Here is a 25,203-nt window from a genome sequence, read left to right on the forward strand (position 1 = left end):
CGCCGGCGGGTCATCCGTACGCCTGGACGGCCAGGTGCACCGCCAGGCCGATCCCGGCGACGGCGATGACCCGCCGGAGCGCCATCTGCGGCGCCCGGCGCACGATGCGCGGGCCGAGGAGGGAACCGCCGAGGAGGCCGACGGCGAGCGGCACGGCGGCCGACCAGGCGATGGAGGCGAAGAGCACGAAGCCGAGCGCGGCGACGGAGTTGGCCACGCCCAGGACGACGTTGCGCAGGGCGTTGCTCCGGGGCAGCCCCTCGCCGGTGGTGAGCAGGAAGGTCGCGAGCATGAGCACGCCGGCCGCCGCCCCGAAGTAGCCGCCGTAGATGGAGATGGCGAAGACGGCCCCCGGCAGCCACCACTGGTCACGGCGCGGGGAGCCGGCGTGCGCGAGCGCTCCCCGGGCGGCGAGCTCGCGCGGTGGTCGCTGCACGAGGATGGCCACCGACGCCCCCCCGATGAGCCACGGCACGATGCGCTCGAACGCCTCCGTGGGGGTGAGCAGCAGCAGCAGCGCTCCGGCTGCCCCACCCAGCAGGCCGGCGATCGCCAGCGGGACCAGGCGCCTGCCCTGGCCGGCCAGCTCGGGTCGCGAGGCGCTCACCGAGCCGACCCCGGTCAGCACCAGCGCGGCGGTGTTCGTGACGTTCGCGGTGATCGGCGGGAGACCGGTGGCCAGCAGGGCGGGGTAGCTGATCAGCGACGCCAGGCCGGCGATGCTGCCGGTGAGCCCGGCGCCCACGCCGGCCAGCACGAGGAGGGCGGACTCCCAGGCGGTCACCGGGCCACCAGCACCGCGATCGCCACGACGCCGAGCACGACGATCGCCGTCCGCAGGGCGGCCGAGGGCAGCCGCCGGCCGTATCGGGCGCCGACCCAGCCACCTGCGAGCGAGCCGGTGGCGAGCAGGGCTGCTGCGACCCAGTCGATCCGGTCCCGGGCCACGACGACGTACGCGCCGGCCGCGACCGTGTTGACCGCCAGGGTGAGCACGTTCTTCAGCGCGTTCAGCCGCTGCAGGGGCTCGCGGAGGACCAGCCCGAAGATGCCGATCTGGAGCACGCCCTGGCTGGCGGCGAAGTAGCCACCGTAGGTGCCGGTCGCGAAGGCGCCGGCGAACAGCGCGACCAGGCGGCCGCGCCCCACCCGGGTGGACGGCGCCGTACCCGCGTCCACCCGCCGTGCCGCGAGGTGGCGCTGCAGCAGCGGCTGGCCGGCGACCAGCACCACGGCGATCGCGATGAGCACCGGCACGACGGTCGCGAAGACCTCGGCGGGCAGGTGCAGCAGCAGGAACGCGCCGGTGAGCGCGCCCAGCACCGACGCCGGCAGCAACCGGAGGAGCAGGGGGCGCTGGCCGCGCAACTCCCGCCGGTAACCGATCGATCCGGAGAGGTTGCCGGGTACGAGCCCCAGGGAGTTGGTGATCGTCGCGGTGACCGGCGGCAGCCCGACGGCCAGGAGCACCGGGAACGTGACCAGGGTGCCGGACCCGACGACGGCGTTGATGCCACCGGCCGCCGTCCCCGCGAGCGCGACGGCGACCATCTCCCACCCGGTCATGCGTCCATCACCACGAAGCGTGGCACGGCGCACGCGGTCCGGGCCCGGGAGTCACCCGACGATCAGGTCACATCCCGGGACGGGGTGCCCGCGGGGGCGGTCCTCAGTGCTTCACCGCGAGGACCGGCCGGTCGGCGTCCAGGAGGATCCGCTGGGCGCTGCTGCCCATGAGCAGCTTGCCGACCGGGGACCGCTTGCGCATGCCGATGACGATGACCGACGCGTCGACCTCCTGCGCGACCCGCAGGAGCGCGTCGGACGCCTCCCCGGAGTGCGCGTGCTGCCGGAGGTCCAGGGGGACCCCGTCGGCCGCGGCGCGGTCGGACATGCGACGGACCGCGTCCTCGGGTGCGACGTCGACGCTGACCGGCGCCCCGCCGCGCGGGGAGTTGAGGACCACGAGCGGCTCGCCGCGGCGACGGGCCTCCGCGAGCCCGGCGGAGAAGGCGGCGTCGCCCTCGGGGGTGGGCACGTAGCCGACGACGACGGTCATACCAGCTCCTCGGTGTCGCTGCGCTGCTCGGCGGGGCGCCGGCGGGACAGGGCGGTGCGGATCATGGGCAGGAACACGACGAGCAGGAAGACCACGAGCAGGGTGCCCGAGATCGGCCGGCCGAAGAATTGGAGGGCGTCGCCCTCGAAGATCAGCAGCGACCGGCGCAGCGAGTCCTCGAGCAGCGTGCCCAGGACGAAGGCCAGCAGCAGGGGCCCCGGGTCGAAGCCGACCTTCTTCATCAGGTAGCCGAGCAGGCCGAAGACGATGACCAGGACGATGTCGAAGGCGCTGTTGTTGACGGTGTAGACGCCGATCAGCGTGATCAGCACGGTGATCGGCGCCAGGATCGCCGGCCGCACTCGCAGGATCTTCACGAACAGGCCGACCAGCGGGATGCTCATGATCAGCAGCAGGATGTTGCCGATGTACATGGAGTTGACGACGCCCCAGAACAGCTCCGGCTCGTCCGTGACCAGCCGGGGGCCCGGCGGGACGCCCTGGATGAGCAGGGCGCCGAAGATCACCGCCATGGTGGCGTTCGCCGGGATGCCCAGGGTCAGCAGCGGGATGAACGACGACGTGGCGGCGGCGTTGTTCGCCGTCTCCGGGCCGGCCACGCCTTCGACCGCGCCCCTGCCGAACCGCTCCGGGGTCTTCGACCGCTTCTTCTCGACCGCGTAGGCGGCCAGCGAGGACAGCGTCGCGCCACCGCCGGGGAGGATGCCGAGGACGAAGCCGAGCACCGAGCCGCGGCCGATCGCCCCCGACGACTGGCGCAGGTCCGCGCGCGAGGGCCAGACGTTGGCGACCTTCGCGGGCGCCTGGGCGGCGGCGTGCCGCTCCTCGAGGTTGTAGAGGATCTCGCCCAGGCCGAACAGGCCCATGGCGATCGGCACGAAGTCCAGCCCGTCGGCCAGGTTGAGGTTGCCGAAGGTGAAGCGCTCGCCGCCGGTGAAGGCGTCGCGGCCGACGGTGGCGAGCAGCAGGCCGATGCAGGCCGCGACGACCGCCTTGAGCCGGCCGCCGCTGCTGACGGTCGCCACCAGGAGGATGCCGAGGAGGGCCAGGGCCGTGTACTCCGGGGGCCCGAAGTCGAGAGCGAAGCCGGCGACGACGGGGGCGAGCACGGACAGGGCGACGATCGAGATGGTGCCGCCGACGAACGAGCCGATCGCGGCGATGCCCAGGGCGGTGCCGGCCTTGCCCTGGCGGGCCAGGGCGTGGCCGTCGAACACCGTGACCACCGACGACGCCTCGCCGGGCAGCTTGAGCAGGACCGACGTGATCGTGCCGCCGTACTGGGCGCCGTAGAAGATGCCGGCCAGCATGATGACCGAGGTCACCGGCTCGAGCCCGATGGTGATCGGCAGCAGGATCGCGATGGTGGCGGCGGGCCCGAGGCCCGGCAGCACGCCGACCAGCATGCCGACGACGACGCCGATCAGGCAGTAGAGCAGGTTCGTGGGTTCGAGCACGACGGTGAAGCCGTCGAGCACGGGGGCGAGGTCCACTCGGACGCTCCTCTAGAACAGGTGCGGGATGGGGACCGAGAGGGCCGCCACGAAGATGAGGTAGAAGGCGATCACCACGCCGATGCTGGTGATGACCGAGGTCCGCCAGCCCTCGCCGCCGAGGAAGCGCAGCCAGACGAAGGCCAGCAGGGCCGCCGGGATCTCGAAGCCGATCACCTCGATGACGGCGACGAAGACGACCATCGTCGCCAGGCCCGCCAGGACCAGCCAGGACCCGCGGGAGAAGCGCTCGGCATCGGACGCACCGCGGGCGGTGGCCGCCAGCGCGAGCCCCAGCACGATGATCAGGATGCTGAGGAGCATCGGCCAGGTCCCCGAGCCGGGGTTGCCGGCGCTGCCGGCGCCGAGCGAGAGCGAGCCCACCAGGGCGGCGACGCCGAGGGCCACGACCAGCAGGGCGACGATCAGGTTCGTGGTCGTGCCGGCGGGGGGCGGCCGGTGCTCGGCGGCGTGCTCGAACTCGTGGACGGCGTCCTCGAGGTCGTGCAGCGTGGAAGGCGGGGCGGTGCCGTCCCCCTGGGGGGGAGCCCCGGCGGCGGTGTCGCCGCCGGGGCCGCCGGGGGTGCTCGCCCCGTGGTGGGCTGAGCTCACTGCTCTCCACCGAGGTCGATGCCGTACTCCTCGACGACGGACCGGTACTGCTCGAGGTTCGCCGTCCACCGCTCCCGGATCTCCTCACCGTCGAGCTCGTTCGGGGTGAGCAGGTTGTCCTCGTTGAACTGCTGGTAGGCCTCGTCCTCGAACGCCGCCTGGAAGCCCTCGCGCAGGGTCTGCATGACGTCGTCCGGCACGCCCTTCGGGGCGAACACGGCGCGCGACTGCTGGACCGGCACGTCGTACCCCGCCTCCACGGCGGTCGGGGTGTCGGGGAGGTAGCTCGGGCGCTCCTCCGCGAAGGTCACGATCGGGGTCAGCTCGCCGGCCTCGATCTGCTCGATGGCCTCACCGAGCTGGATGGAGCCCACGTCCACCTGGCCACCCAGCACGGCGGTCAGCGTGGGAGAGCCGCCGTCGAAGGGGACCGCGGTCGCGTCGATGCCGGCCTGGGCGAAGAGCAGCTCCTGCGACAGCTGGCTGCCGGTGCCCACACCGGTCGTGCCGAAGGTGACCGGACGGCCGGCGGCGGCGAGGTCCTCGACCGTCGTGAAGCCGGAGTCCGGCGCCGTGACCAGGACGTAGTCGTCCAGCGAGAGGCCGGTGACGATGTCGAAGTCGGCGATGTCCGGGGCCTCGCCCTCGCCCACCGCGAGCGGGGTGATGTAGGCCAGGCTGCCGTTGTAGACCATCAGGGTGTGGCCGTCGGCCTCCTCGCCGGCGAGCTCCTGGGCCGCCAGCGCGCCGTTGGCGCCGGGCTTGTTCTCCACGGTGACGGGGACGCCGAGCTCGTCGGAGAGCCCGTCGGCCGCCGCGCGGGCGATCAGGTCGGTGCTGCCACCGGGGTCCTGGCCCACGAAGATCGTGATCGGGTCACCGCCGGGGAACTCCTCGCCCTCGGCGTCCGACCCGCCGCCGACGTTGCCGCCGCAGGCAGCGAGCGAGAGGGCCAGAGCGAGTCCGGCGCCGGTCGTCGCCCAGCGGCGCGCACGGTGGTTGCTGGTCATGTGGATCTCCTCTACGGGCAGCTCTTCAGCTGTGCGTGGGTCGCCGCTCCGCCTGTGAGTGGCGTCACTCGACCCGGACGCAGCGGAGCGTATGGAGACCATGTCATGCGTGTCCAAGATCAAAGGGGCATTGGTTGATACCTTCACGGCATGGCGTTCACGTTGGAGCAGCTGCGCGGTTTCCTGGCCGTAACCGAGGAGCTGCACTTCGGGCGCGCGGCCGAGCGGCTGAAGATGACCCAACCACCGCTGAGCCGCCAGATCCAGAAGCTCGAGCGGGCGGTCGGTGCCCAGCTGCTGGAGCGGGACAACCGCAAGGTGACGCTCACGGCGGCCGGCCAGGTCTTCCTCGGCGAGGCCCGTCGGCTGCTCTCGCTCGCCGACAGTGCGCCGGAGCTTGCCCGGCGGGTGTCCTCCGGAGTGCACGGGACCGTCCGGATCGGATTCACCGCCGCGTCCACCTACGGAACGCTCGGCCGGCTGCTCGACGTGCTGGACCGCGGGCTGCCGGACATCGGGCTCGACCTGGAGGAGATGGTGACCCGGGAGCAGGTCGCCGCGCTGCTCAACGAGGAGGTGGACCTCGGGCTCGCCCGGCCACCCTTCGACGCCGACACCTTCGGCTCCCGCCTCCTCCACCGCGAGGCCCTGCTGGTCGCCGTCCCGGCCGGGCACCGGCTGGGCGGGCTGGGGCGGGACGTGGTCGCCGAGGACCTGGCGGCCGAGCCGGTGGTCATGCACTCGCCGACCCGGGCCCGCTACTTCTACGACCTCGTGGTGAGCGTGGTGCCGTCGGCCTCGGGCAACGCCGTCCACACCGTCAGCCAGGTCCTCACCATGCTGTGGCTCGTCGCCGCCGGCCGGGGGATCGCCTTCGTACCCGCCTCCGCGGCTCAGCTGCCCATCGCGGGCGTCGAGTTCGCCCGGCTGGCGACGGCGGTGCCGGATCCGGTGGAGCTCCACCTGCTGTGGATGCGGGAGTCGCGCAACCCGGCCCTGCGGCGGGTGCTGGAGCTGCTGGAACGGTCCGACGTCGTGATGTGAGACAGCGGTGATGCCGTTACGGCATCGATCGATGCGCAACAACTCTTGGACAAGCATCGTCGCTCCTTCCTACGGTGACGCCGACCACCGCTCGTGCTCACCGACGTCTCCCGTCGGGCACCGCGCGGACCCGTCGGACCCCCGAGGACCTGATCCCGTGACGCTGCTGCCCCCCGACGCCCTCGCCGACCGGCTGAAGTCCGGCCTGCTCTCCTTCCCGGTGACCCACTTCGACGCCGACCTCCGCGTCGACGAGGCCCGGTACCGCGACCACCTGGCCTGGCAGTCGAGCTTCGACGTCGCCGGTCTGTTCGCGGCCGGCGGTACCGGGGAGGGCTTCTCGCTCACCTCCGCGGAGATCGACCGCGTCCTGCGCATCGCCGTGGCGGAGTCCGGCGACCGCGTCCCGGTCCTGGCCCCGGCCACCGGCAGCACGGCGCAGGCGGTCGCCCAGGCGCAGGCCGCGCAGGAGGCCGGCGCCTCGGGCCTGCTGCTCTTCCCGCCGTACCTGACCGAGGCCAGCCAGGCGGGGCTGGTCGAGCACATCGGCGCGGTGTGCCGGGCGACCGACCTCGGGGTCATCGTCTACAGCCGGGCCAACGCCGTCCTCACCGACACCACCGTCGCCGAGGTGGCCGACCGCAACCCCACCCTGATCGGTCTCAAGGACGGCGTCGGCGACATCGAGCAGATGACGCGCACCTACGCCAAGGTCGGGGACCGGCTGATCTACGTCGGCGGCCTGCCGACAGCGGAGACCTTCGCGCTGCCGCTCCTGCAGCTGGGGGTGAGCACCTACTCGTCGGCGCTCTACAACTTCCTGCCCGAGTTCGCGCTGCGCTTCTACGCGGCCGTCCGCGCCCAGGACCACGCGGCGGTCTACTCAATGCTCAACGACTTCGTGATCCCCTACATCGACATCCGCGACCGGACGAAGGGGTACGCGGTGTCGATCGTCAAGGCGGGGCTCACCGCGGTCGGCCGGGACGGTGGCCGGGTGCGCCCGCCGCTCACCGACCTCACCGAGGCGGAGCTCACCGAGCTGACCGCCCTGGTGGGCAAGATCTCCTGACCCCCGTGCAGACCCACCTGGAGAACGGCATGACCGGCCGGACGCCCACCGTGGCCACCGTCGAGGTGGTCCCCGTCGCGGGGCACGACAGCATGCTGCTGAACCTCAGCGGCGCCCACGGGCCCTTCTTCACCCGGAACGTCGCGATCGTCACCGACTCGGCCGGCCGCACGGGCCTGGGCGAGGTCCCCGGGGGCGAGGCGATCCGCCGCACCATCGAGGACGCCGGCGCGCTGCTCGTGGGCCAGCCGATCGCGGCCTACGGGCGGCTGCTGCGCGAGGTCTCGACCACCTTCGCCGACCGGGACGCCGGCGGACGCGGCCTGCAGACCTTCGACCTGCGGACGACGATCCACGCCGTGACCGCCCTGGAGTCGGCGCTGCTGGACCTGCTGGGCCAGCACCTCGACGTGCCGGTCGCGGAGCTGCTCGGTGACGGCCAGCAGCGCGACAGCGTGCCGATGCTGGGCTACCTCTTCTACGTCGGCGACCGGACCGCGACCGACCTGCCGTACCTGGCCGAGCGAGACCCTGCCGACGACTGGGAGCGGCTGCGGCGCGAGCAGGCCATGACGCCGGAGGCCGTCGTCGCGCTGGCGGAGGCCGCGCAGGCCCGGTACGGCTTCTCCGACTTCAAGCTCAAGGGCGGCGTGCTGCCCGGCGAGCAGGAGGTCGCGGCGGTGCGTGCGCTGGCCGACCGGTTCCCGGACGCCCGGATCACGCTGGACCCCAACGGTGGCTGGCTGCTCGCGGACGCGATCGCGCTCTGCCGCGACCTCGGGGACGTCCTCGCCTACGCGGAGGACCCGGTCGGACCCGAGGGCGGTTTCTCCGGCCGCGAGACCATGGCCGAGTTCCGCCGCGCGACGGGGCTGCGGACGGCGACGAACATGGTCGCCACCGACTGGCGGCAGATGGCCCACGCCGTCCGCTCGAACGCCGTCGACATCCCGCTCGCCGACCCGCACTTCTGGACCATGCGCGGCTCGGTGCGCGTCGCGCAGCTGTGCTCCGACTTCGGCCTCACCTGGGGCTCGCACTCGAACAACCACTTCGACATCTCCCTGGCGATGTTCACCCAGGTCGGCGCCGCCGCTCCGGGCGAGATCACCGCCCTCGACACCCACTGGATCTGGCAGGACGGCCAGCCGCTCACGCGCTCCCCGCTGACGATCCGGAACGGCGCCATCGCGGTGCCGACCGCACCCGGCCTGGGCGTCGAGCTGGACCGCGATGCCCTCGCCGCCGCGCACGAGCTCTACCGGGAGCACGGTCTCGGGGCCCGCGACGACGCCGTGGCGATGCAGTACCTGGTCCCCGGCTGGACCTTCGACCCCAAGCGACCCTGCCTCGTCCGCTGAATCGGCCCGCCGAGCCCGGTCCGCCGACCGCCCCACCGCTGGAGGAACCATGACCGCAGCCCAGCTCGCCCGCACGGACAGCCCCGCCGTCCTCGACCGCATCGCATCGGTGACGCTCTCCTCGGTCGTGCTCCCGCTGCCCAACCCGATCAGTGACGCCAAGGTGCTCACCGGACGGCAGCGGGCGATGACCGAGGTGGTCTTCCTCTTCGCCGAGATCCGTACCGAGGGCGGGCACGAGGGGCTGGGCTTCGGCTACTCCAAGCGCGCCGGCGGCCCGGCGCAGTTCGCGCACGCGAAGGAGATCGCCGCCGACCTGATCGGTGAGGACCCGAGCGACATCGGCCGGCTGTGGACCAAGCTCGTCTGGGCGGGCGCGTCCGTGGGGCGCAGCGGTGCGGCGACCCAGGCGATCGCGGCCATGGACATCGCCCTGTGGGACCTCAAGGCCAAGCGCGCCGGCCTGCCGCTGGCCAAGCTCCTCGGCGCGCACCGGAACTCGGTGCCCTGCTACAACACCTCGGGCGGCTTCCTGCACGAGTCGATCGAGCAGGTGCTGGACAACGCCACGCGGACCATCGCCGAGGGAATCGGCGGGATCAAGATCAAGGTCGGCCAGCCCGACTGGGCCGAGGACCTGCGCCGGGTCCGTGCCGTGCGGGAGCACATCGGCGACCGCATGCCGCTCATGGTGGACGCCAACCAGCAGTGGGACCGGCCCACCGCCATGCGGGTCAGCCGGGCGCTGGAGGAGTTCGACCTGGTCTGGATCGAGGAGCCCCTGGACGCCTACGATGCCGAGGGGCACGCCCAGCTCGCCCGTTCGCTCGACACGGCGATCGCCACGGGGGAGATGCTCACCAGTGTGCCCGAGCACTACGAGCTCATCCGGCACGGATCGGTCGACATCATCCAGCCGGACGCACCGCGGATCGGGGGCATCACCCAGTTCCTCAAGCTCGCCGCCCTGGCCGAGCACAGCAACCTGCAACTGGCGCCGCACTTCGCGATGGAGATCCACCTGCACCTGGCCGCGGCGTACCCGCACGGTGCCTGGGTGGAGCACTTCGACTGGCTGTACCCGTTGTTCGAGGAGCGGCTGGAGATCCGCGACGGGCGGATGCACCTGTCCGACCGGCTCGGCCTGGGCTGCACGCTCACCGAGCAGGCGCGCGCGTGGACGGTCGACACCGTCACGGTCGACGCGCCCCGCTGACCACGTCCCACCCCGGCATCCCTGGAGGAGCTCCACCCATGACCACAGCACCCGCCCGCGACGTCGTCAGCATCGATCCGCGCACCGGTGAGACCGTCGAGGTGGTCGCGCAGGAGACCACCAGCGAGGAGGTGGACCGGCTGTGCGCCGCCGCGCTCGCCGCGGCCCCCGCGCTGGACGACCTCGGCCGGGTCGGGCGGGCCGCGCTGCTGGGCGCGCTCGCCGACGCCCTGGAGGCGCGCCGCGACGACGTCGTCGCCGTCGCCGACCGGGAGACCGCTCTGGGCAGCACGCGGCTGAACGGGGAGCTCACCCGCACCTGCTACCAGCTGCGGCTGTTCGGCGAGGTGCTGCTCGAGGGCAGCTACCTCGAGGCGGCCATCGACCACGCCGGTGACTCCCCGATGGGCCCGCGCCCCGACCTGCGCCGGATGCTGGTCCCGATCGGCCCGGTCGCCGTCTTCGGCGCGAGCAACTTCCCGCTGGCCTTCTCGGTGCCCGGTGGCGACACCGCCTCGGCGCTGGCCGCCGGCTCGCCGGTGATCGTCAAGGCGCACGGGTCGCACCCGGCAACCTCGCAGCTGTGCTTCGAGATCATGGTGGCGGCCGCGCGCGACGCCGGCGCGCCCGACGGAACCCTGGGGCTGGTGCACGGCCTGCAGGCCGGCGCCGACCTCGTCGCCCACCCGGCCATCCGGGCCGTCGGGTTCACCGGCTCGGTGAACGGGGGGCGTGCGCTGCTGGAGATCATCGAGCGCCGGCCCGACCCGGTGCCCTTCTACGGCGAGCTGAGCAGCCTCAACCCCCTGCTGGTCACCCCGGCGGCGGCTGCCGAGCGGGGGGAGCAGCTCGGCCGGGAGCTGGTGGCCTCCTTCACCCTCGGTGCCGGTCAGTTCTGCACCAAGCCCGGTCTGGCCTTCGTCCCCGGCGGACCGGAGGGCGACGCCGTGGTGGCAGCCATGGCCGAGGCGGTGCAGGCGACCGCCGCGCCCACGCTGCTCAACGAGGGCATTGCGGGCTCCTACGGCCGGCTGGCCGCCTCGCTGGCGGAGCTGCCCGGGGTCACGACCGTCGCCCAGGGCGCCGAGGCGCAGGGCCCGGGGTTCCAGGCGACGCCGCTGCTCCTCATGACCTCGGCCGCGGAGCTGCCGCACGAGGTGACGGAGGAGGTCTTCGGCCCGGTGGCCGTGGTCGCCCGGTACGACGGCGAGAAGGACCTGTTCTCGGCGCTGGATGCCATGCCCTCGTCCCTCACCGCGACGGTGCTGCGTGGCGAGGGGGAGACCGAGCTGCCGCTGGCGGTGTCGCAGGAGCTGCGCACCCGCGCGGGGCGGCTGGTCTACGACGCGTACCCGACCGGGGTCGCCGTCTCCTGGGCCCAGCACCACGGCGGTCCGTGGCCCTCGACGAACTCCCAGCACACGTCGGTGGGGACGACCGCCATCCGCCGGTTCCTGCGGCCGGTCACCTGGCAGGGCGCTCCGCAGGAGGTGCTCCCCGAGGAGCTGACCGACGACTACCAGGGCATCCCGCGACGGATCGACGGGAAGCTGCAGCTGCCCCGTGGGTGAGCGGGTCGCGCTGGTCAGCTCCGAGCGCGGCCTGCGGGTCGACCCCGACCTGACGCCGGCAACCGCCGCGCTGGCCGAGGCGGGGTACGCGGTCGACCTGGTCCGCTGGGACGACCCGGCCGTCGACTGGAGCGGCTACGACCTCGCCGTCGTCCGGTCCTGCTGGGACTACGCCTGGCGGCTCGGGGAGTTCCTCGGCTGGGCCGGATCGGTTCCGCGGCTCCGTAACGCCGCCGAGCTGCTGCGGTGGAACACCGACAAGGCCTACCTGCGCGACCTGGAGCGCGCCGGCCTGCCCGTCGTCCCGACGGAGTGGGACCCGGTGTCGGCCGAGCAGCTACCCGGAGCGGGGGAGTGGGTGGTCAAGCCGTCCGTGTCGGCGGGTTCCCGCGACACCGCGCGGTGGTCGGAGCCGGAGGCGGTGCTGGCCCACGTCGCGGAGCTGACCGGGGTGGGGCGCACCGCGATGGTGCAGCCGTACCTCACCAGCGTCGACGACCACGGCGAGACCGCGATGCTGTTCATCGGCGGCCGCTTCTCCCACGCCGTGCGCAAGGGGCCGCTGCTCCGGCGGGGCGAGGGGGTGCGCCAGGACCGCGACAGCCGGGGGGACCTGCGGCCGGTGGAGGCCACGGCCGCGCAGCTGGCGACGGCGCAGGCGGTGTTCGACGCGATCGGCGACCTGGTGCCCGGCGCGGCGACCCCGCTCTACGCCCGGATCGACCTGGTCGGCGACGACGCCGGGAGGCCGGTGCTGCTGGAGCTCGAGCTCACCGAGCCCAGCCTCTTCCTGCCGCAGGCGCCGGGGGCGGCAACCGGCCTCGCTCGTGCGGTGGGGGCGGAACTGCGCCGGTGAGCGGGGTGCTGGGCGGCTTCGCAGCCCTCGCTGCGGTGATCGCCGTGGGCTGGGTCGTGGGCCGTTCCGGGATCCTCGGCGCGGACGCACCGGGGATCCTGTCCCGGCTGTCGTTCTTCGTCGCCACCCCGGCGCTGCTCTTCCTGACCCTGGGACGGGCCGACACGGCCACGGTCGCCTCGCTGGCGCTGATCGGCACCGCGGGCAGCGCGGTCGCGGCTGCCGTGCTGTACGCCGGCCTGGCCTGGTGGCGGTGGCGGCTGCCGGCCGCGCAGCTGGCCACCGGCGCGCTGTCGTCCTCGTACGTCAACGCCGGGAACCTGGGCATCCCGGTGGCGGTCTACATCCTGGGCAACGCCTCCTACGTGGCGCCCGTCCTCCTCTTCCAGGTGCTGGTGATGGCGCCCGTCGGGCTCGCGGTGCTCGCCGGCTCCCGGACCGACGGGCAGCCCGCGCCGACCTGGCGGGAGCTGGTCGTCCAGCCCCTGCGCACCCCTGTCGTCATCGGCTGCGCCCTCGGGCTGCTGCTCGCGGCGAGCGGACTGGACCTCCCGGCGATGGTGCTGGATCCGGTCGAGCTGATCGCGGCCCTGGCGGTGCCCGCCGCGCTGCTGGCGTACGGGATGACCCTGCACGGGGCGCCCCGGCCGGCCGCCGGGGCGCTGGCGGGTCAGGTGTGGCTGGCCGTCGTCATCAAGAACCTGGCGATGCCGGCCATCGCCTACGCCCTCGGCCGCTGGGTAGCCGGCCTCGACGGCGTCGCGCTGCTGGCGGTCACCGTGACCTCGGCGCTACCCACCGCGCAGAACGTGTTCGTCTACGCCGCGGCCTACGACCGCGGCACGCTGCTGGCCCGCGACGTGATCCTGCTCAGCACCGTGCTGTCGGTTCCCGTGCTCGTCGGCATCGCCCTGATCCTGGGATGAAGGAAGGCACCGTGGACATCGAGGAGTTCGACGCCGTCCTCGTCGGCGGCGGCATCATGAGCGCGACGCTGGCGGTCCTGCTCGGTGAGCTCGAGCCGGGCTGGCGGATCGCCGTGGTGGAACGGCTGGACGAGGCCGGGCTGGAGAGCTCGGGCGCCTGGAACAACGCCGGCACCGGCCACGCCGGCCTCTGCGAGTTCAACTACACGCCCCGGCGGGCCGACGGGTCGGTCGACGTCTCACGGGCGGTGGAGATCGGCGAGCAGTTCGCCGCGTCCCTCGTCTTCTGGGCCCACCTGGTCTCGGCCGGCCGGATCGGCCCGCCGCAGGACTTCCTCCGTCCGGTGCCCCACCTCGGATTCGGCCGCGGGCCGGACGGCGTGGCGCACCTGCGGGCCCGGTGGGAGGCGCTGCGCGGGCACCCGCTGTTCGCCGGGACCGAGTTCAGCGACGACCGGGCGGTGCTCGCGACCTGGCTGCCGCTGATGTTCGGCGACCGCCCGGACGACGGTCCCGTCGCCGTGACCCGTTCGACGCAGGGCACCGACGTGGACTTCGGCGTGCTGACCCGGCAGCTCCTCGCCGCGCTGCGGTCCCACGGTGGCGTCGTCCGGCTGGGGTACGAGGTGACCGGCCTCGACCGGACCGGCGGGGCCTGGCACATCGGCGTCCGCGAGGTGCGGACGCGGGTGCGGCGCCGGCTCCGCGCGCCCTACGTCTTCGTCGGCGCGGGCGGCGCGACGCTCCCGCTGCTGCAGCGGGCCGGCGTTCCCGAGGTGCGCCGGTACGGCGCCTTCCCGATCAGCGGCCGGTTCCTCCGGACGGCGGACCCCGACCTGGTGGCCGCGCACCACGGCAAGGTCTACGGGCACGCCGCCCCGGGCGCGCCCAGCATCTCGGTGCCGCACCTGGACCACCGCACCGTGGACGGCCGCGAGCACCTGCTCTTCGGCCCGTTCGCGGCGTTCTCCCCGCGCTTCCTCCGCACCGGACGCCGCACCGACCTGCTCCGGTCCGTGCGGCCGGGCAACCTGCTGGTCCTCGCCGAGTCGGCCCGGGACAACCGGTCGCTCATGGCCTACCTGGTCCGGCAGATCGCCCAGACCCCCGGCGGCCGGCTCGACGCGTTGCGCGCGTTCGTCCCGCGCGTCGAGGCGGACGACTGGGAGCTCGTCACCGCCGGGCAGCGGGTCCAGGTGCTCAAGATGTCCGGCGGTCGCGGCGCGATGGTCGGATTCGGCACGGAGGTGGTCACCTCGGCCGGTGGATCCCTCGCCGCCCTGCTCGGGGCCTCGCCCGGTGCCTCCACCGCGGCCGCGACGATGGTCGACGTGCTCGCGGCGAGCTTCCCCGGCCGCATGGCGGCCTGGGCGCCCCGCTTGCAGGAGATCGCGCCGTCGGCGGCGGGCGGGGAAGGCCCGGGCCCGGCCGGACTCCTGGCGCGGGCCCGGGCGGCCCGCCGTGTCCTCGGCCTGGACTCGGGAACCGACGAACGAGGAAGGCACCTCGCATGACCACCGCCGGACTGCTCGAACGCCTCCGCGACGCGGTGGGCGAGGAAGGCCTGGTCACCGACCCGGGGCAGCTGGGCGGCTACCTGAACGACTGGCGCAACGCCTACGGCGGCATCGCCGCGGCCGTCGTCCGGCCGGGCAGCACCGAGGAGGTCGCCGCGGTCGTGCGGGCCTGCTCCGAGCTGGGGGTGGCGGTCGTCCCCCAGGGCGGCAACACCGGTCTGTGCGGCGGAGCGGTGCCGGACGCGTCCGGCCGCCAGGTGATCGTCTCCCTGGATCGCATGCGGCGGGTACGCGCCGTCGACCCGGTCGACCAGACCATCACGGTGGAGGCCGGCGTGGTCCTGCAGGCGGTGCAGGAGGCGGCCGCCGCCGAGGGGTGCCTGTTCCCCCTCTCCCTCGGTTCCGAGGGCAGCTGCACCGTCGGTGGCAACCTGTCGACGAACGCCGGCGGCACCGGGGTGCTCCGCTACGGCACCATGCGCGACCTCGTGCTCGGGGTGGAGGTGGTCCTGCCCGACGGCCGGATCTGGCACGGCCTGCGGAGCCTGCGCAAGGACAACACCGGCTACGACCTCAAGCAGCTCTTCATCGGCGCGGAGGGCACGCTCGGGGTGGTCACCGCCGCGGTGCTGAAGCTGTTCCCCGCCGTCCGCAGCCGGGCGACGGCGTGGGTGGCCCTGGAGTCCACCCGGGCGGCGGTCGAGCTGTTCGGGCTCGTGCGCGCCCTCTGCGGTGACCGGCTGACGGGGTTCGAGATCATGTCGAGGCAGAGCGTCGGGTTCGTGCTGCGGCACGGCACCGGCGCGCGCGACCTCTTCGGCGCCGTCCACCCCTGGTACGTCCTCGTCGAGCTCAGCGACACCCTCCCCGACGCCGGTCTCGACGGGTTGCTCGAGGCCGCCCTCGCCGAGGCGTTCGAGCGGGACGTCGCCGCGGACGCGGTCGTGGCGTCCGGCTCGGCACAGGCCGCCGCCCTATGGGCGCTGCGCGAGGGCATCTCGGAGGCGCAGAACTTCGAGGGCCCGAGCCTGAAGCACGACGTGACCGTCCCGGTCAGCAGCATCCCGGCCTTCGTCGAGCGGACCGACCGGGCGCTCGAGGCCGCGGTGCCGGGCATCCGGATCGTCAGCTACGGGCACATCGGCGACGGCAACCTGCACTACAACCTCAGCAAGCCGGTGGGCTCCGACGACGACGCCTTCCGGCAGCGGGCCGACGAGCTGGGCCGCATCGTCTACGACTCGACCAGCGGCTTCGCCGGCAGCATCAGCGCCGAGCACGGCCTGGGCCAGTCCAAGCGCGACCTCATCGCCGACTACAAGGACGGCTACGAGCTCGAGCTGATGCGGGGCGTCAAGCAGCTGTTCGACCCGCGGGGCCTGATGAACCCCGGGAAGGTGCTCCCCGGCTGACCCGGTCCCGGCCGGTTCAGTCCCGGCGGCCGGCGTCCACGAGCCGGATGACCGCCGCGCCCTCCTCGTCGGAGGCCGCCAGGTCGACCTCGACGTCGAAGCCCCAGTCGTGGTGCCCCTCCGGGTCGTCCACGATCTGGCGCACCCGCCAGATCCCCGGCTCGCCCTTGTCCCAGAGGAGGAGCGCCGGCCCCCGGGCGTCGGCGCCGGTGTTCACCTCGCCGTGCTCGGCGAAGTAGGCCTGCACCACCTCGCCCCACCGGTCGGCATCCCAGCCGGCGCCTGCGTCCAGCTCGCCGAGGTCGTACCAGCGGCGGCGGGCCCACAGCTCGACGCGGCGGAACAGCGCGTTGCGGACCATCGCGGTGAAGGCCCGCTCGTTCCCGGTCAGCGGCCGCGGGCGGGCCGGGACGGCGACCTCCGCCACCGCACCCTCCTCCGGATTCGTGAGTGCTTCCCACTCGTCCAGCAGCGAGGAGTCGACCTGGCGCACCAGCTCGCCGAGCCACTCGACCAGGTCGGTGACCTCCTCGGTGCGCGCCGCGGCGGGCACGCCGGAGCGCAGCGCCTTGACGGCGTCGGACAGGTAGCGCAGCACGGCGCCCTCGGCACGGGTCAGCCCGTAGGTGTTCACGAACTCGCGGAAGGTGAACGCCCGCTCCCACATCTCGCGGACTATCGACTTGGGCGACAGCTGCCCGTCCGCCGCCCAGGGGTTGCTCTGCCGGTAGACGTCGTAGGCGTGCCCGAGCAGCTCCTCCAGCGGCCTGGGGTAGCTGACCTCCTCGAGCAGCTCCATCCGCTCGTCGTACTCGATGCCCTCGGCCTTCATCTGCGCGACGGCCTCGCCCTTCGCCTTGTTGAGCTGGGCGGCCAGGATCTGCCGAGGGTCGTCGAGGGTGGCCTCGATGACGCTGACCACGTCGAGCGCGTACGTGTCCGACTCCGGGTCCAGCAGGTCGATGGCGGCCAGCGCGAAGGTCGACAGCGGCTGGTTGAGCGCGAAGTCCGGCGGCAGGTCCAGCGTCAGGTCGTACCGGCGGCCGTCGGGCTCGGGCTCGGGCAGCCGCTCCAGGACCCCGGCCTGCAGCAGCGACCGCGCGATGCCGATGGCGTCGCGGATCAGCTTCAGCTGCTTCTTGCGCGGCTCGTGGTTCTCCGTCAGCAGCCGGCGCATCGCCGCGAAGGGGTCGCCGGGGCGGTCGACGACGTCGAGGACCATCGCGGTGGTCACCCGCATGTGGCTGGTCAGCTTCTCCGGTTCCCCCTCGACCAGCCGGTTCATCGTCGACTCGCTCCACGGCACCATGCCGTCGGGCACCTTCTTGCGCACCAGCTTGCGGCGCTTCTTCGGGTCGTCGGCGACCTTGGCGAACTGCTTGAGGTTCTCCACCTCGTGCTCGGGGGCCTGGACGACGACGGTGCCCGCGGTGTCGTAGCCGGCGCGACCGGCGCGGCCGGCGATCTGGTGGAACTCGCGCACTTGGAGCAGCCGGGTGCGGGTGCCGTCGTACTTCGACAGCGCGGAGAAGACGACCGTCCTGATCGGCACGTTGATGCCGACGCCGAGGGTGTCGGTGCCGCAGATGACCTTGAGCAGCCCGGCCTGGGCCAGCTGCTCCACCAGCCGCCGGTACTTCGGCAGCATTCCGGCGTGGTGGACGCCGATGCCGTGGCGGACCAGCCGCGACAGCGTCGTCCCGAAGGCGGAGGAGAACCGGAAGCCGCCGATCATCTCGGCGATCGCGGCCTTCTCCTCCTTCGAGCACACGTTGACGCTCATCAGGGCCTGGGCGCGCTCCAGCGCCGAGGCCTGGGTGAAGTGGACGACGTAGACCGGCGCCTGCTGGGTGTCCAGCAGGTCCTGGATGGTCTCGTGCATCGGCGTCGTCGCGTAGTAGTGGTGCAGCGGGACCGGGCGGACGGCGTTGGCGACCAGCGCCGTCGGGCGGCCGGTGCGCCGGGTGAGGTCCTCCCGGAGGAAGGTGACGTCGCCGAGCGTCGCGCTCATCAGCAGGAACTGCGCCCTCGGCAGCTCCAGCAGCGGCACCTGCCAGGCCCAGCCGCGGTCGGGGTCGCCGTAGAAGTGGAACTCGTCCATGACCACGAGCCCGATGTCGGCGTCGGCGCCCTCCCGGAGGGCGATGTTCGCGAGCACCTCGGCGGTGCAGGCGATGATCGGCGCGCCGGCGTTGACGCTCGCGTCGCCGGTGAGCATGCCGACGTTGGCCGCGCCGAACACCCCGCAGAGCGCGAAGAACTTCTCGCTGACCAGCGCCTTGATCGGCGCGGTGTAGTAGCTGCGCCGGCCCGCGGCCAGGGCCGCGTACTGGGCGCCGGTGGCGACCAGCGACTTGCCCGAGCCGGTCGGGGTGGCGAGGACGACGTTGGCGCCGCTGAGCAGCTCGATCAGCGCCTCCTCCTGCGCCGGGTACAGCGTTGTGCCGCCGGCCTCGGCCCAGGCGGCGAAGGAGGCGAACAGCTCGTCGGGATCGCCGCCCAGCGCATGCAGCGCGGAGAGGTCGGTCGGGTCCTCGAGCAGGAGAGGGGCGGCGGTCGTCGTCATCAGGCCCACCAGCGTGCCCGATGACGGTCGGCTCCCGCCGACCGAGCCCCGGAGGGGGGTTGTTCCGCCGTCTGATAACGATCCGATAACGAGATGTGCCAGCCGGTGTGATCCGTGTCGTAATCAGGAAGGTAGGTGAACAACAGGTGAACGAAAGGTGGCTGGGACATGCGCGAACGTTTCTGCCCGGAGTGCCGGTGGACCGTCGTGACCGATACGGCGGGCCGGCGTCGGCTCGAGATGCGTTGGGTGCCGCTGAGCGCCGCGGCGCCCCAGGAGCCGGCGGCGAGGGCGGCCTGAGGGCCGATCCACCTCCTAGGCCTGCACCGGCCCGACGGAACCGACCCGACCCGGGCGGTAGGGCAGGCGCGCACCGACGCGCGCCTTCCCCACCGCCCGGGTCGTGTGCTGTCCGGGGTCGGGCACCACGAGGTGGACCGGTGGCGTTCCGCGGCCGGTGCGGCGGGGTAGGCGCAGCCCGCCGCACCACTCCACCGCCGTGCGGGCGCGCAACGAGCGCCCGCGGTGCTGCCCCGTCGCGATCAGAAAGGTCCACCTGTGTCCGAGCCCCGCCCCGAGTCGCAGCCCGCCCAGCAGCAGAGCACCCCCGGCACCCTCGGCGAGATGACGCCGAAGCCGGACCACGGCGAGGAGAGCTACCAGGGCTCCGGTCGCCTGGCCGGCAAGGTCGCCGTCATCACCGGTGGCGACAGCGGCATCGGCCGCGCCGTCGCGATCGCTTTCGCCCGCGAGGGCGCCGACGTGCTCATCTCCTACCTGAACGAGCACGAGGACGCGCAGGACACCGCGAGGTACGTCGAGGACGCCGGCCGCAGGTGCGTGCTGGTGCCCGGCGACCTGGCCGACCGGGGGCACGCCAAGACGGTCATCCCCAAGGCCGTCGAGGAGTTCGGCCGGGTCGACGTCCTGGTCAACAATGCCGCCTACCAGATGAGCCACGACTCGCTGGAGGAGATCTCCGACGAGGAGTGGGACTACACCGTCGCCACGAACCTGTCGGCGATGTTCACCCTCACCAAGGACGCCATCCCGCACATGCGCCCCGGGGCGTCGATCATCAACTCCTCGTCGGTGAACTCCGACAACCCGAGCCCGAACCTGATCGCCTACGCGATGACCAAGGCCGGCATCGCCAACTTCACCGCCTCGCTGGCCCAGATGCTGGCCGAGAAGGGCATCCGGGCCAACAGCGTCGCACCCGGCCCGGTGTGGACGCCCCTGATCCCCGCGACCATGCCCGAGGAGAAGGTGGAGAGCTTCGGCCAGCAGGTGCCCCTCGGCCGCCCCGCGCAGCCGGCCGAGCTCGCGCCGGTGTACGTGCTGCTGGCCAGCGACGAGTCCTCGTACGTCTCCGGCGCGCGCATCGCCGTCACCGGAGGCAAGCCCATCCTCTGACCGCTCTCCGATGATCAGGTGGCCTGATCATCATGGGTCCTGGCTCACCACCGGTGCTGAGCTGGGAGCCCTGGCGATCAGGTCACCTGATCGTCGCCGCGATCACAGCGACGTCGGCCGGGCGGACGCGGCAGCAGCCGCCGACCAGGCGCGCCCCCGCCCCGATCCAGGACGGGACGGCGCCCGGGCCGATACCGGGGGCGCCGGTCCAGCGGCGCGCTGCCGCATCCCAGGTCTCGCCGCTGTTCGGGTAGACCATGAGCGGCTTCCCGGCGGCGGCGGCCGCGGCCACGGTGGGGGCGACCACCACCGGGGCGGTGCAGTTGACGCCGACCGCGAGGACCTCGTTGACCCCCGCCGCCATCCGGTAGACGTCGGCGACGAGCTCCCCGCGCCGGGTGCGGGGGGTGCCGTCCTCGTCGAGCACCGTCGTCAGGGACAGCCAGACGGGTACGCCCAGCGAGGCCGCCTCGGCGAGCAGCGCCTCCGCCTCGGCCGCCGCCGGCACCGTCTCGCAGGCGAGGACGTCGGCTCCCGCCTCCGCGAGCAGCGCCATCCGCGGCCGGTGGAAGGCCCGCAGCCCCGCGACGCCGACCTCGGGCACGTACGCGCCGGAGTACTCCGAGCCGTCGGCCAGCATCGCCCCGTACGGCCCCACCGATCCGGCGATCCAGCCCTCGCCCTGTCCTTCCCGGGCCAGCGCCACCGACGAGGCGATCAGCCGGCGCGCCTCGTCGGCGGCCACACCCGTGGCGGTGAAGCCCTCGACCGTCGCCTGGTAGCTGGCGGTCGTGGCCACCTGCGCACCCGCCGCCGCGAAGGCGGCGTGCGCGGCGACGACCGCCCCGGGATCGTCGTGCAGCAGCCGCGCCGACCAGAGCGCGGAGGAGACGTCGTGCCCCCGCGACTCCAGCTCGGTGGAGAGGCCGCCGTCCAGCACGACCGGTCCGGCGGCGAGCGCATCGGCGAGAGCAGGCATGCCCGCGATCATCCCGCGGTACAGGACCGGTCATGGTGTTCATCTGGAGCAGTGGCTGGGGTCCCCGCCGGCGTCGTCCCCGGCGGGGGTACGGCGGCCTGGGGTCCGGGTACGGGCCGGGCTACGGCCGCGGGTACGGCGGGTACGGCCCCGGTTACGGCCCGCCGCGCGGCTACGGGCGCCGCAACGACTCCTGCCTGCGCGACCTGCTGTTCCTCAACACCGGCTGCTGCTTGGCCAACGCGGTCGGCTGCGGCCTGGAACTGATGCTCGTGGCCCCGCGGTCGATGCCGGCCATCCGTGCCGGCCAGCAGGGCACCGGCGCGGCGGCCCGCCTCGTCGCCGCCGTCCGCTACTACCAGCGCGAGATCAGCCCGAAGCGCCGGCCGTGCTGCCACTTCACCCCGACCTGCTCCACCTACGCGGTGGAGTCGCTGGAGACCCACGGCGCGCTGCGCGGTTCGTGGCTGACCCTGCGCCGTCTGGTCCGCTGCCGCCCGGGTGCGGCGGGCGGCTCCGACCCGGTGCCCGCCTGAGCGGGTGCCGGGAGACCCGCTGGGCGGCGCGGGTGCAGTCGCCTACCGTGCGGCCGTGATCACCGGGCCCGGCGCGACGGCCGGCGTCTCGACGTGGCAGGGCGCCGGCTGGCGCGCCGCCGCCCTCGACTGGGCCGGCGAGCAGCTGGCGGCCACCGGCCGGCAGCTCGGCGGTGCGCCGGAGCAACCGCACGTGCGGTCCTTCGCCTGAGCGCCGTCGGCCACACTGTCCCGGTGCCCGGAACCGACGACGCCTCCGGTGACCTGCCGGTCACCGGGTCCTTCGTCGTGCCCGCGGCCGCCCTGTCGTGGCGGTTCTCCCGCAGCTCGGGGCCGGGCGGGCAGGGTGTCAACACCGCCGACTCCCGGGTGGAGCTGGCCGTCGCGCCCCTGGAACTCCCCGGGCTGTCCGACGGCCAGCGGGCCCGGCTCGCCGCACGGCTGGGTGCCCGGATGGTCGACGGCGTGCTGACCGTCGCCGCGAGCGAGCACCGCCAACAGCTGCGCAACCGGCAGGCGGCCCGGGAGCGGCTGGCCGCCGCCCTCCGGGCCGCGCTGGCCCCGCCTGCTCCGGGCCGCCGCCGCACCAAGCCGACGAAGGGCTCGCAGGAGCGCCGCATCCAGGCCAAGAAGCAGCGTGGGCAGCTGAAGAAGCAGCGTGGCTCCTGGGACTGACCGCACACGCGGGCGACCGGCACCGTGGCCGGCCCCGCCTAGGTCAGCCGGTGCTGCAGGTGCACGGTGACCTGCTCGCCGGCGCGGTTCTTGCCGATGGCCGAGCAGATCGCCGCCCGTAGCGGCAGCCAGTGCGGGCCCTCCCCCGACGGCATGAGGGTGGCGGCGAAAGCGTGCCCGTCGGCGGTCCCGGTGACCTTGACGGCCCGGCGCGTGCCCAGCAGTTCGGCCGAGCCGGGCACGACCAGGTAGGTCGGGAAGGCGCCGTCCTTCTCGATGGGGGCGGTGAAGGTCACGTCCAGCTCCTGGGTGGTGGTCATGCCGGGTCAGACCGCCCGGACGCCGTCAACTCATCGGTCGCGTGCCGACGGCGGCGGAGGAACGTGCGCTCGGCCTCGTTGCCGGCAGCGCGATCGTGGCGTCCTGGGCCCGCACCGCCGCAGCATGAGGGCCGGCAGGCCGGTCACCTCGGGATCTCAGCTCAGCGAGAGCGGCTCGCGCACCAGCACCCACAGCGGCAGCTCGTCGTCGGTGGTGCGGGTGGTCTCGGTCACCTGGAAGCCGAAGCCGCGCAGGAACCGCACGTTCGCCCAGCCGTACACGGCCGCGGCGGCGGGTGTCCGCTCCGCGTCGCAGCGCACCAGAACGGGAGCGAGGACGGCGGCGGCCAGCCCCTTGCGGCGGGCCGAGGGGCGCACCCCGAGGTGGCGCAGCCACCAGTGCGGCCGGTCGGGCCGCGCGGCGGTGAGGAACGCGTCGGTGTCGGCCACTGCGCGGGCCCGCGGCCCGCCCAGGTACGGCAGTTCCCGGGCGAGGGCGGCGCCCACGTCGTCGGCCAGCGGGCGGGTACCGGCGGCGCCGGCCGGTGGCTCCCAGACGGCGACGGCGTCCAGCGCCTCGGTCACCCACGCCGTGCCGGTGGAGACCCCGCGGTGGGCGGCGTCGAGCTCGTGCAGCCGGGTCAGCCGCTGCATCCGGCCGTCGTCGGGCAGCGCCCAGCGGGTCCAGCGGGAGTCGGCCAGCGCGACGGTGAGCGTGGCGGCGATGGCGGGCACGTCCCGCTGCTCGGCGACGCGGACGTCGGGCCCGGGCTCGTCCGGGTCGTCGATCCGCCGGACGATCGGGCCGGGAGGGGTCACCCCCGAATTCGACCACGACCGACGACGACGGGGGCCGCCCCGGGTGGGACGGCCCCCGTCGTCGTGGGCCCTCAGGTCCCCCGCGCTGCGGCAGGGGGACCGCTGTCAGACGGCATCGAAGCCGGCGCGGTCGACCTTGCGGTGGTACCGCTCGCCCAGCTTGCCGCCGAGGACGGCGCCGACCAGCGTCAGCACCAGCACGGCGACCAGGGCGATGATGCCGCCGGTCGTGGCGGTGCCCTCGTCGATCGGGATGCGCGGCAGGTTCAGCTGCTGGAGCACGTTGTACTCGGAGCCGAAGAGCACGCCGGCCAGTGCGAGCGCCAGGACGACGAGCAGGCCGATGACCCACACGGCGATGCCCTGGCGGACACCGTCGAAGCGCGCCATCCGTCCGGCGACGTAACCGCCGGCCAGGTAGGCGAGGAAGAGGACGACCAGCAGGACGATGCCGCCGACGATGCCGATCGTGCTCGCCTGCTCGGTGGCTTCCTCGACCGACGGGATGCCCTCGGTGAGGCCGACGGCGACACCGGCGGCGCTGATCAGCGCGATCAGCAGGACGGCCAGCCCGTTGGCGGAGAGCCAGCCGAAGAACGCCGCACCCCACTTGATGCCGCCGTAGCGGGAGTGCTGTGCGTCGACGGCGTCACGGCCGGCGCCGCGGGTGGCGTGCGATCCGTCCGGCCCGACGCCGGTGTCGTCGCCGTGCGCGGAAGCTGGGGTGGACATGGGGGTGCTCCTCGGGGAGGGGAACGGCGGGCAGGAGTGCCGGACGGGAGATGGGTGGTGGCGTCGGCGCGCTCGGGGCCGCGCCGACGCCATCCGACTGCTGGGGTTCGGGTCAGCGGCGGGTGCCGGTGCCGTCCGTGCCGTCGGTGTCCAGCTCCACCTGCTCCTTGCGGACCTGCTCGGTGACCGTCTCCTGCTCGGTGACGGTCTGGGTGTCCAGGCGGACGCGCTCGACCGGGACGGCCTCCTTCTCCACGACCGGGCGCTCGCCGTGCAGCACGACCTCGTGCTCCTCCTCGGAGATGGCCGGGCCGTCGAGGGCGCTGCCCACGTTGGCGTCGGTGATCGGTTCGCGCTCGATGCGGATCTCCTCGTGCGACACCGGCACGGTCTGCGAGACGTTCTCCGAGACGACGTACTTGCGGAGCCGGGCGCGGCCGGTCTCCACCCGCTGGGTGCCGACGTGCAGCTGCTCCTCGGAGCGGGTCATCGCGTCGTCGGTCGTGGGCCCGGAGGTGTCGTGGCTGACGGCCCCGCGGGTCGTGTCCGTGGTCGTCGTGCGCGTGGTGTCGGTGACGTCGGTGCCGGTGCCGCCGGCGGCGAGGCCGTAGTACCGGTACAGCTCGGTCTCCTCCGCGGGGGAGAGGTGCCCGTCGGTGTCGATGTGCGGAGCGTTCTTGATCTTGTCCTTGGCGTAGGGCACGCGCAGCTCCTCGCCGGAGATGTCGGCGTCGGCCAGGGGCACGAAGGTCTCCTTGGTGCCGAACATCCCGGTGCGGACGGTGGCCCACTCGGGGCGGCCGGTCTCGTCGTCGAGGTAGACCTCGCCGACGGTGCCCAGCTTGCCGTCGGGGCCGACGGCGGTGCTGCCGATGACGTCGCTCAGCTGGTGCTCGGTGATCATGCGCATGACTCCTGGAGAGGCGGGGAAGGGGAGTGCTCCGTCCCGGGGCGCGTCTCGCGCGGACGGGGACGATCTCTTCGGTGCCC

At 73.5% G+C, this 25,203-nt stretch carries 25 protein-coding genes; 13 read left to right on the forward strand and 12 right to left on the reverse strand.

What is annotated here, in order from left to right; all coding sequences use genetic code 11:
• Positions 1–10 precede the first annotated feature (10 nt).
• The 6 genes from ACI791_RS13635 to ACI791_RS13660 all read right to left on the reverse strand — a co-directional run bounded on the left by ACI791_RS13635 (position 11) and on the right by ACI791_RS13660 (position 5,195).
• Positions 11–784 carry a sulfite exporter TauE/SafE family protein gene (locus tag ACI791_RS13635; RefSeq protein ID WP_456586520.1) on the reverse strand — a complete coding sequence of 258 codons (774 nt, stop codon included), beginning with the start codon at positions 782–784 and terminating at the stop codon, positions 11–13.
• A complete protein-coding gene (locus ACI791_RS13640; RefSeq protein WP_456586521.1) occupies positions 781–1,566 on the reverse strand; it encodes a sulfite exporter TauE/SafE family protein in 786 nt (261 codons plus the stop codon). The genes ACI791_RS13635 and ACI791_RS13640 overlap by 4 nt, the downstream gene beginning before the upstream one ends.
• 103 nt (positions 1,567–1,669) lie before the next feature.
• Entirely contained in the window at positions 1,670–2,059 is a 390-nt protein-coding gene (locus ACI791_RS13645; RefSeq protein ID WP_456586522.1) for a universal stress protein, read from the reverse strand.
• Positions 2,056–3,573 (reverse strand): tripartite tricarboxylate transporter permease, encoded by a 1,518-nt coding sequence (locus ACI791_RS13650; protein WP_456586523.1) that lies wholly within the window; start codon positions 3,571–3,573, stop codon positions 2,056–2,058. Before ACI791_RS13650 ends, ACI791_RS13645 begins: the two co-directional genes overlap by 4 nt.
• 12 nt (positions 3,574–3,585) lie before the next feature.
• Positions 3,586–4,185, reverse strand: a complete 600-nt coding sequence (locus ACI791_RS13655; RefSeq protein ID WP_456586524.1) for a tripartite tricarboxylate transporter TctB family protein — start codon at positions 4,183–4,185, stop codon at positions 3,586–3,588.
• Positions 4,182–5,195 (reverse strand): tripartite tricarboxylate transporter substrate binding protein, encoded by a 1,014-nt coding sequence (locus ACI791_RS13660; RefSeq protein ID WP_456586525.1) that lies wholly within the window; start codon positions 5,193–5,195, stop codon positions 4,182–4,184. The genes ACI791_RS13655 and ACI791_RS13660 overlap by 4 nt, the downstream gene beginning before the upstream one ends.
• 150 nt (positions 5,196–5,345) lie before the next feature.
• Here ACI791_RS13660 and ACI791_RS13665 point away from each other — a divergent pair, with 150 nt between their 5' ends.
• The 9 genes from ACI791_RS13665 (at position 5,346) to ACI791_RS13705 (ending at position 16,170) form a co-directional block, all read left to right on the forward strand.
• Complete coding sequence (locus ACI791_RS13665; protein WP_456586526.1) at positions 5,346–6,239, forward strand: LysR substrate-binding domain-containing protein; 894 nt, start codon at positions 5,346–5,348, stop codon at positions 6,237–6,239.
• 157 nt (positions 6,240–6,396) lie between these two features.
• Entirely contained in the window at positions 6,397–7,311 is a 915-nt protein-coding gene (gene kdgD, locus ACI791_RS13670; protein WP_456586527.1) for a 5-dehydro-4-deoxyglucarate dehydratase, read from the forward strand.
• A 5-nt stretch (positions 7,312–7,316) separates the two neighbouring features.
• A complete protein-coding gene (locus ACI791_RS13675; RefSeq protein WP_456586528.1) occupies positions 7,317–8,672 on the forward strand; it encodes an enolase C-terminal domain-like protein in 1,356 nt (451 codons plus the stop codon).
• Between the two features lie 49 nt (positions 8,673–8,721).
• Positions 8,722–9,888, forward strand: a complete 1,167-nt coding sequence (locus tag ACI791_RS13680; RefSeq protein ID WP_456586529.1) for an L-talarate/galactarate dehydratase — start codon at positions 8,722–8,724, stop codon at positions 9,886–9,888.
• A gap of 38 nt (positions 9,889–9,926) precedes the next feature.
• Positions 9,927–11,459, forward strand: coding sequence for an aldehyde dehydrogenase (NADP(+)) (locus ACI791_RS13685; protein ID WP_456586530.1), 1,533 nt, complete (start codon positions 9,927–9,929; stop codon positions 11,457–11,459).
• Positions 11,452–12,315: an ATP-grasp domain-containing protein gene (locus tag ACI791_RS13690; protein WP_456586531.1), complete on the forward strand. Its 864-nt coding sequence runs from the start codon at positions 11,452–11,454 to the stop codon at positions 12,313–12,315. The genes ACI791_RS13685 and ACI791_RS13690 overlap by 8 nt, the downstream gene beginning before the upstream one ends.
• Positions 12,312–13,241: an AEC family transporter gene (locus ACI791_RS13695; protein WP_456586532.1), complete on the forward strand. Its 930-nt coding sequence runs from the start codon at positions 12,312–12,314 to the stop codon at positions 13,239–13,241. Before ACI791_RS13690 ends, ACI791_RS13695 begins: the two co-directional genes overlap by 4 nt.
• Complete coding sequence (mqo, locus tag ACI791_RS13700) at positions 13,238–14,755, forward strand: malate dehydrogenase (quinone) (RefSeq protein ID WP_456586533.1); 1,518 nt, start codon at positions 13,238–13,240, stop codon at positions 14,753–14,755. The genes ACI791_RS13695 and mqo overlap by 4 nt, the downstream gene beginning before the upstream one ends.
• On the forward strand, positions 14,752–16,170 hold the full coding sequence (locus tag ACI791_RS13705) for an FAD-binding oxidoreductase (RefSeq protein WP_456586534.1): 1,419 nt from the start codon (positions 14,752–14,754) through the stop codon (positions 16,168–16,170). The genes mqo and ACI791_RS13705 overlap by 4 nt, the downstream gene beginning before the upstream one ends.
• 16 nt (positions 16,171–16,186) lie before the next feature.
• Here ACI791_RS13705 and ACI791_RS13710 read toward each other — a convergent pair whose 3' ends face one another.
• Positions 16,187–18,736 carry a DEAD/DEAH box helicase gene (locus tag ACI791_RS13710; RefSeq protein WP_456586535.1) on the reverse strand — a complete coding sequence of 850 codons (2,550 nt, stop codon included), beginning with the start codon at positions 18,734–18,736 and terminating at the stop codon, positions 16,187–16,189.
• Between the two features lie 558 nt (positions 18,737–19,294).
• Between ACI791_RS13710 and ACI791_RS13715 the strand changes: the two genes are divergently transcribed.
• Positions 19,295–20,152 (forward strand): SDR family oxidoreductase, encoded by an 858-nt coding sequence (locus tag ACI791_RS13715; protein WP_456586536.1) that lies wholly within the window; start codon positions 19,295–19,297, stop codon positions 20,150–20,152.
• Between the two features lie 82 nt (positions 20,153–20,234).
• Here ACI791_RS13715 and mmuM read toward each other — a convergent pair whose 3' ends face one another.
• The gene (gene mmuM, locus ACI791_RS13720; protein ID WP_456586537.1) at positions 20,235–21,131 is read right to left on the reverse strand and encodes a homocysteine S-methyltransferase; all 897 of its coding nucleotides are present in this window, start codon (positions 21,129–21,131) and stop codon (positions 20,235–20,237) included.
• A gap of 32 nt (positions 21,132–21,163) precedes the next feature.
• On the opposite strand from mmuM, the gene yidD reads away from it, so the two are divergent.
• Genes yidD through arfB form a run of 3 tightly spaced genes read left to right on the forward strand, consistent with a single transcriptional unit; the run spans position 21,164 to position 22,342 of the window.
• Positions 21,164–21,667, forward strand: a complete 504-nt coding sequence (gene yidD, locus ACI791_RS13725) for a membrane protein insertion efficiency factor YidD (protein ID WP_456586538.1) — start codon at positions 21,164–21,166, stop codon at positions 21,665–21,667.
• 55 nt (positions 21,668–21,722) lie between these two features.
• Positions 21,723–21,878, forward strand: coding sequence for a hypothetical protein (locus tag ACI791_RS13730; protein ID WP_456586539.1), 156 nt, complete (start codon positions 21,723–21,725; stop codon positions 21,876–21,878).
• Between the two features lie 23 nt (positions 21,879–21,901).
• Positions 21,902–22,342: an alternative ribosome rescue aminoacyl-tRNA hydrolase ArfB gene (arfB, locus tag ACI791_RS13735; protein WP_456586540.1), complete on the forward strand. Its 441-nt coding sequence runs from the start codon at positions 21,902–21,904 to the stop codon at positions 22,340–22,342.
• A 38-nt stretch (positions 22,343–22,380) separates the two neighbouring features.
• Here arfB and ACI791_RS13740 read toward each other — a convergent pair whose 3' ends face one another.
• The 4 genes from ACI791_RS13740 to ACI791_RS13755 form a co-directional block, all read right to left on the reverse strand.
• Positions 22,381–22,662 carry a DUF1905 domain-containing protein gene (locus ACI791_RS13740; RefSeq protein ID WP_347060528.1) on the reverse strand — a complete coding sequence of 94 codons (282 nt, stop codon included), beginning with the start codon at positions 22,660–22,662 and terminating at the stop codon, positions 22,381–22,383.
• Positions 22,663–22,818: 156 nt separating this feature from the next.
• Positions 22,819–23,481, reverse strand: a complete 663-nt coding sequence (locus ACI791_RS13745; RefSeq protein WP_456586541.1) for an N-acetyltransferase — start codon at positions 23,479–23,481, stop codon at positions 22,819–22,821.
• A gap of 105 nt (positions 23,482–23,586) precedes the next feature.
• Entirely contained in the window at positions 23,587–24,213 is a 627-nt protein-coding gene (locus tag ACI791_RS13750; RefSeq protein WP_456586542.1) for a hypothetical protein, read from the reverse strand.
• A gap of 112 nt (positions 24,214–24,325) precedes the next feature.
• On the reverse strand, positions 24,326–25,117 hold the full coding sequence (locus ACI791_RS13755; RefSeq protein ID WP_456586543.1) for a DUF2382 domain-containing protein: 792 nt from the start codon (positions 25,115–25,117) through the stop codon (positions 24,326–24,328).
• Positions 25,118–25,203: the final 86 nt, after the last annotated feature.

Source organism: Blastococcus sp. SYSU DS0973 (genome assembly GCF_054051055.1).

What these genes read in the sequence shown, in the direction of transcription:
- ACI791_RS13640 (WP_456586521.1), bottom strand. Translation starts at nt 1,566, where the DNA reads ATGACCGGGTGGGAGATGGTCGCCGTCGCGCTCGCGGGGACGGCGGCC.
- ACI791_RS13645 (WP_456586522.1), bottom strand. Translation starts at nt 2,059, where the DNA reads ATGACCGTCGTCGTCGGCTACGTGCCCACCCCCGAGGGCGACGCCGCC.
- ACI791_RS13660 (WP_456586525.1), bottom strand. Translation starts at nt 5,195, where the DNA reads ATGACCAGCAACCACCGTGCGCGCCGCTGGGCGACGACCGGCGCCGGA.
- ACI791_RS13665 (WP_456586526.1), top strand. Translation starts at nt 5,346, where the DNA reads ATGGCGTTCACGTTGGAGCAGCTGCGCGGTTTCCTGGCCGTAACCGAG.
- ACI791_RS13680 (WP_456586529.1), top strand. Translation starts at nt 8,722, where the DNA reads ATGACCGCAGCCCAGCTCGCCCGCACGGACAGCCCCGCCGTCCTCGAC.
- ACI791_RS13685 (WP_456586530.1), top strand. Translation starts at nt 9,927, where the DNA reads ATGACCACAGCACCCGCCCGCGACGTCGTCAGCATCGATCCGCGCACC.
- mqo (WP_456586533.1), top strand. Translation starts at nt 13,238, where the DNA reads ATGAAGGAAGGCACCGTGGACATCGAGGAGTTCGACGCCGTCCTCGTC.
- ACI791_RS13705 (WP_456586534.1), top strand. Translation starts at nt 14,752, where the DNA reads ATGACCACCGCCGGACTGCTCGAACGCCTCCGCGACGCGGTGGGCGAG.
- ACI791_RS13710 (WP_456586535.1), bottom strand. Translation starts at nt 18,736, where the DNA reads ATGACGACGACCGCCGCCCCTCTCCTGCTCGAGGACCCGACCGACCTC.
- mmuM (WP_456586537.1), bottom strand. Translation starts at nt 21,131, where the DNA reads ATGCCTGCTCTCGCCGATGCGCTCGCCGCCGGACCGGTCGTGCTGGAC.
- yidD (WP_456586538.1), top strand. Translation starts at nt 21,164, where the DNA reads ATGGTGTTCATCTGGAGCAGTGGCTGGGGTCCCCGCCGGCGTCGTCCC.
- ACI791_RS13740 (WP_347060528.1), bottom strand. Translation starts at nt 22,662, where the DNA reads ATGACCACCACCCAGGAGCTGGACGTGACCTTCACCGCCCCCATCGAG.
- ACI791_RS13750 (WP_456586542.1), bottom strand. Translation starts at nt 24,213, where the DNA reads ATGTCCACCCCAGCTTCCGCGCACGGCGACGACACCGGCGTCGGGCCG.
- ACI791_RS13755 (WP_456586543.1), bottom strand. Translation starts at nt 25,117, where the DNA reads ATGATCACCGAGCACCAGCTGAGCGACGTCATCGGCAGCACCGCCGTC.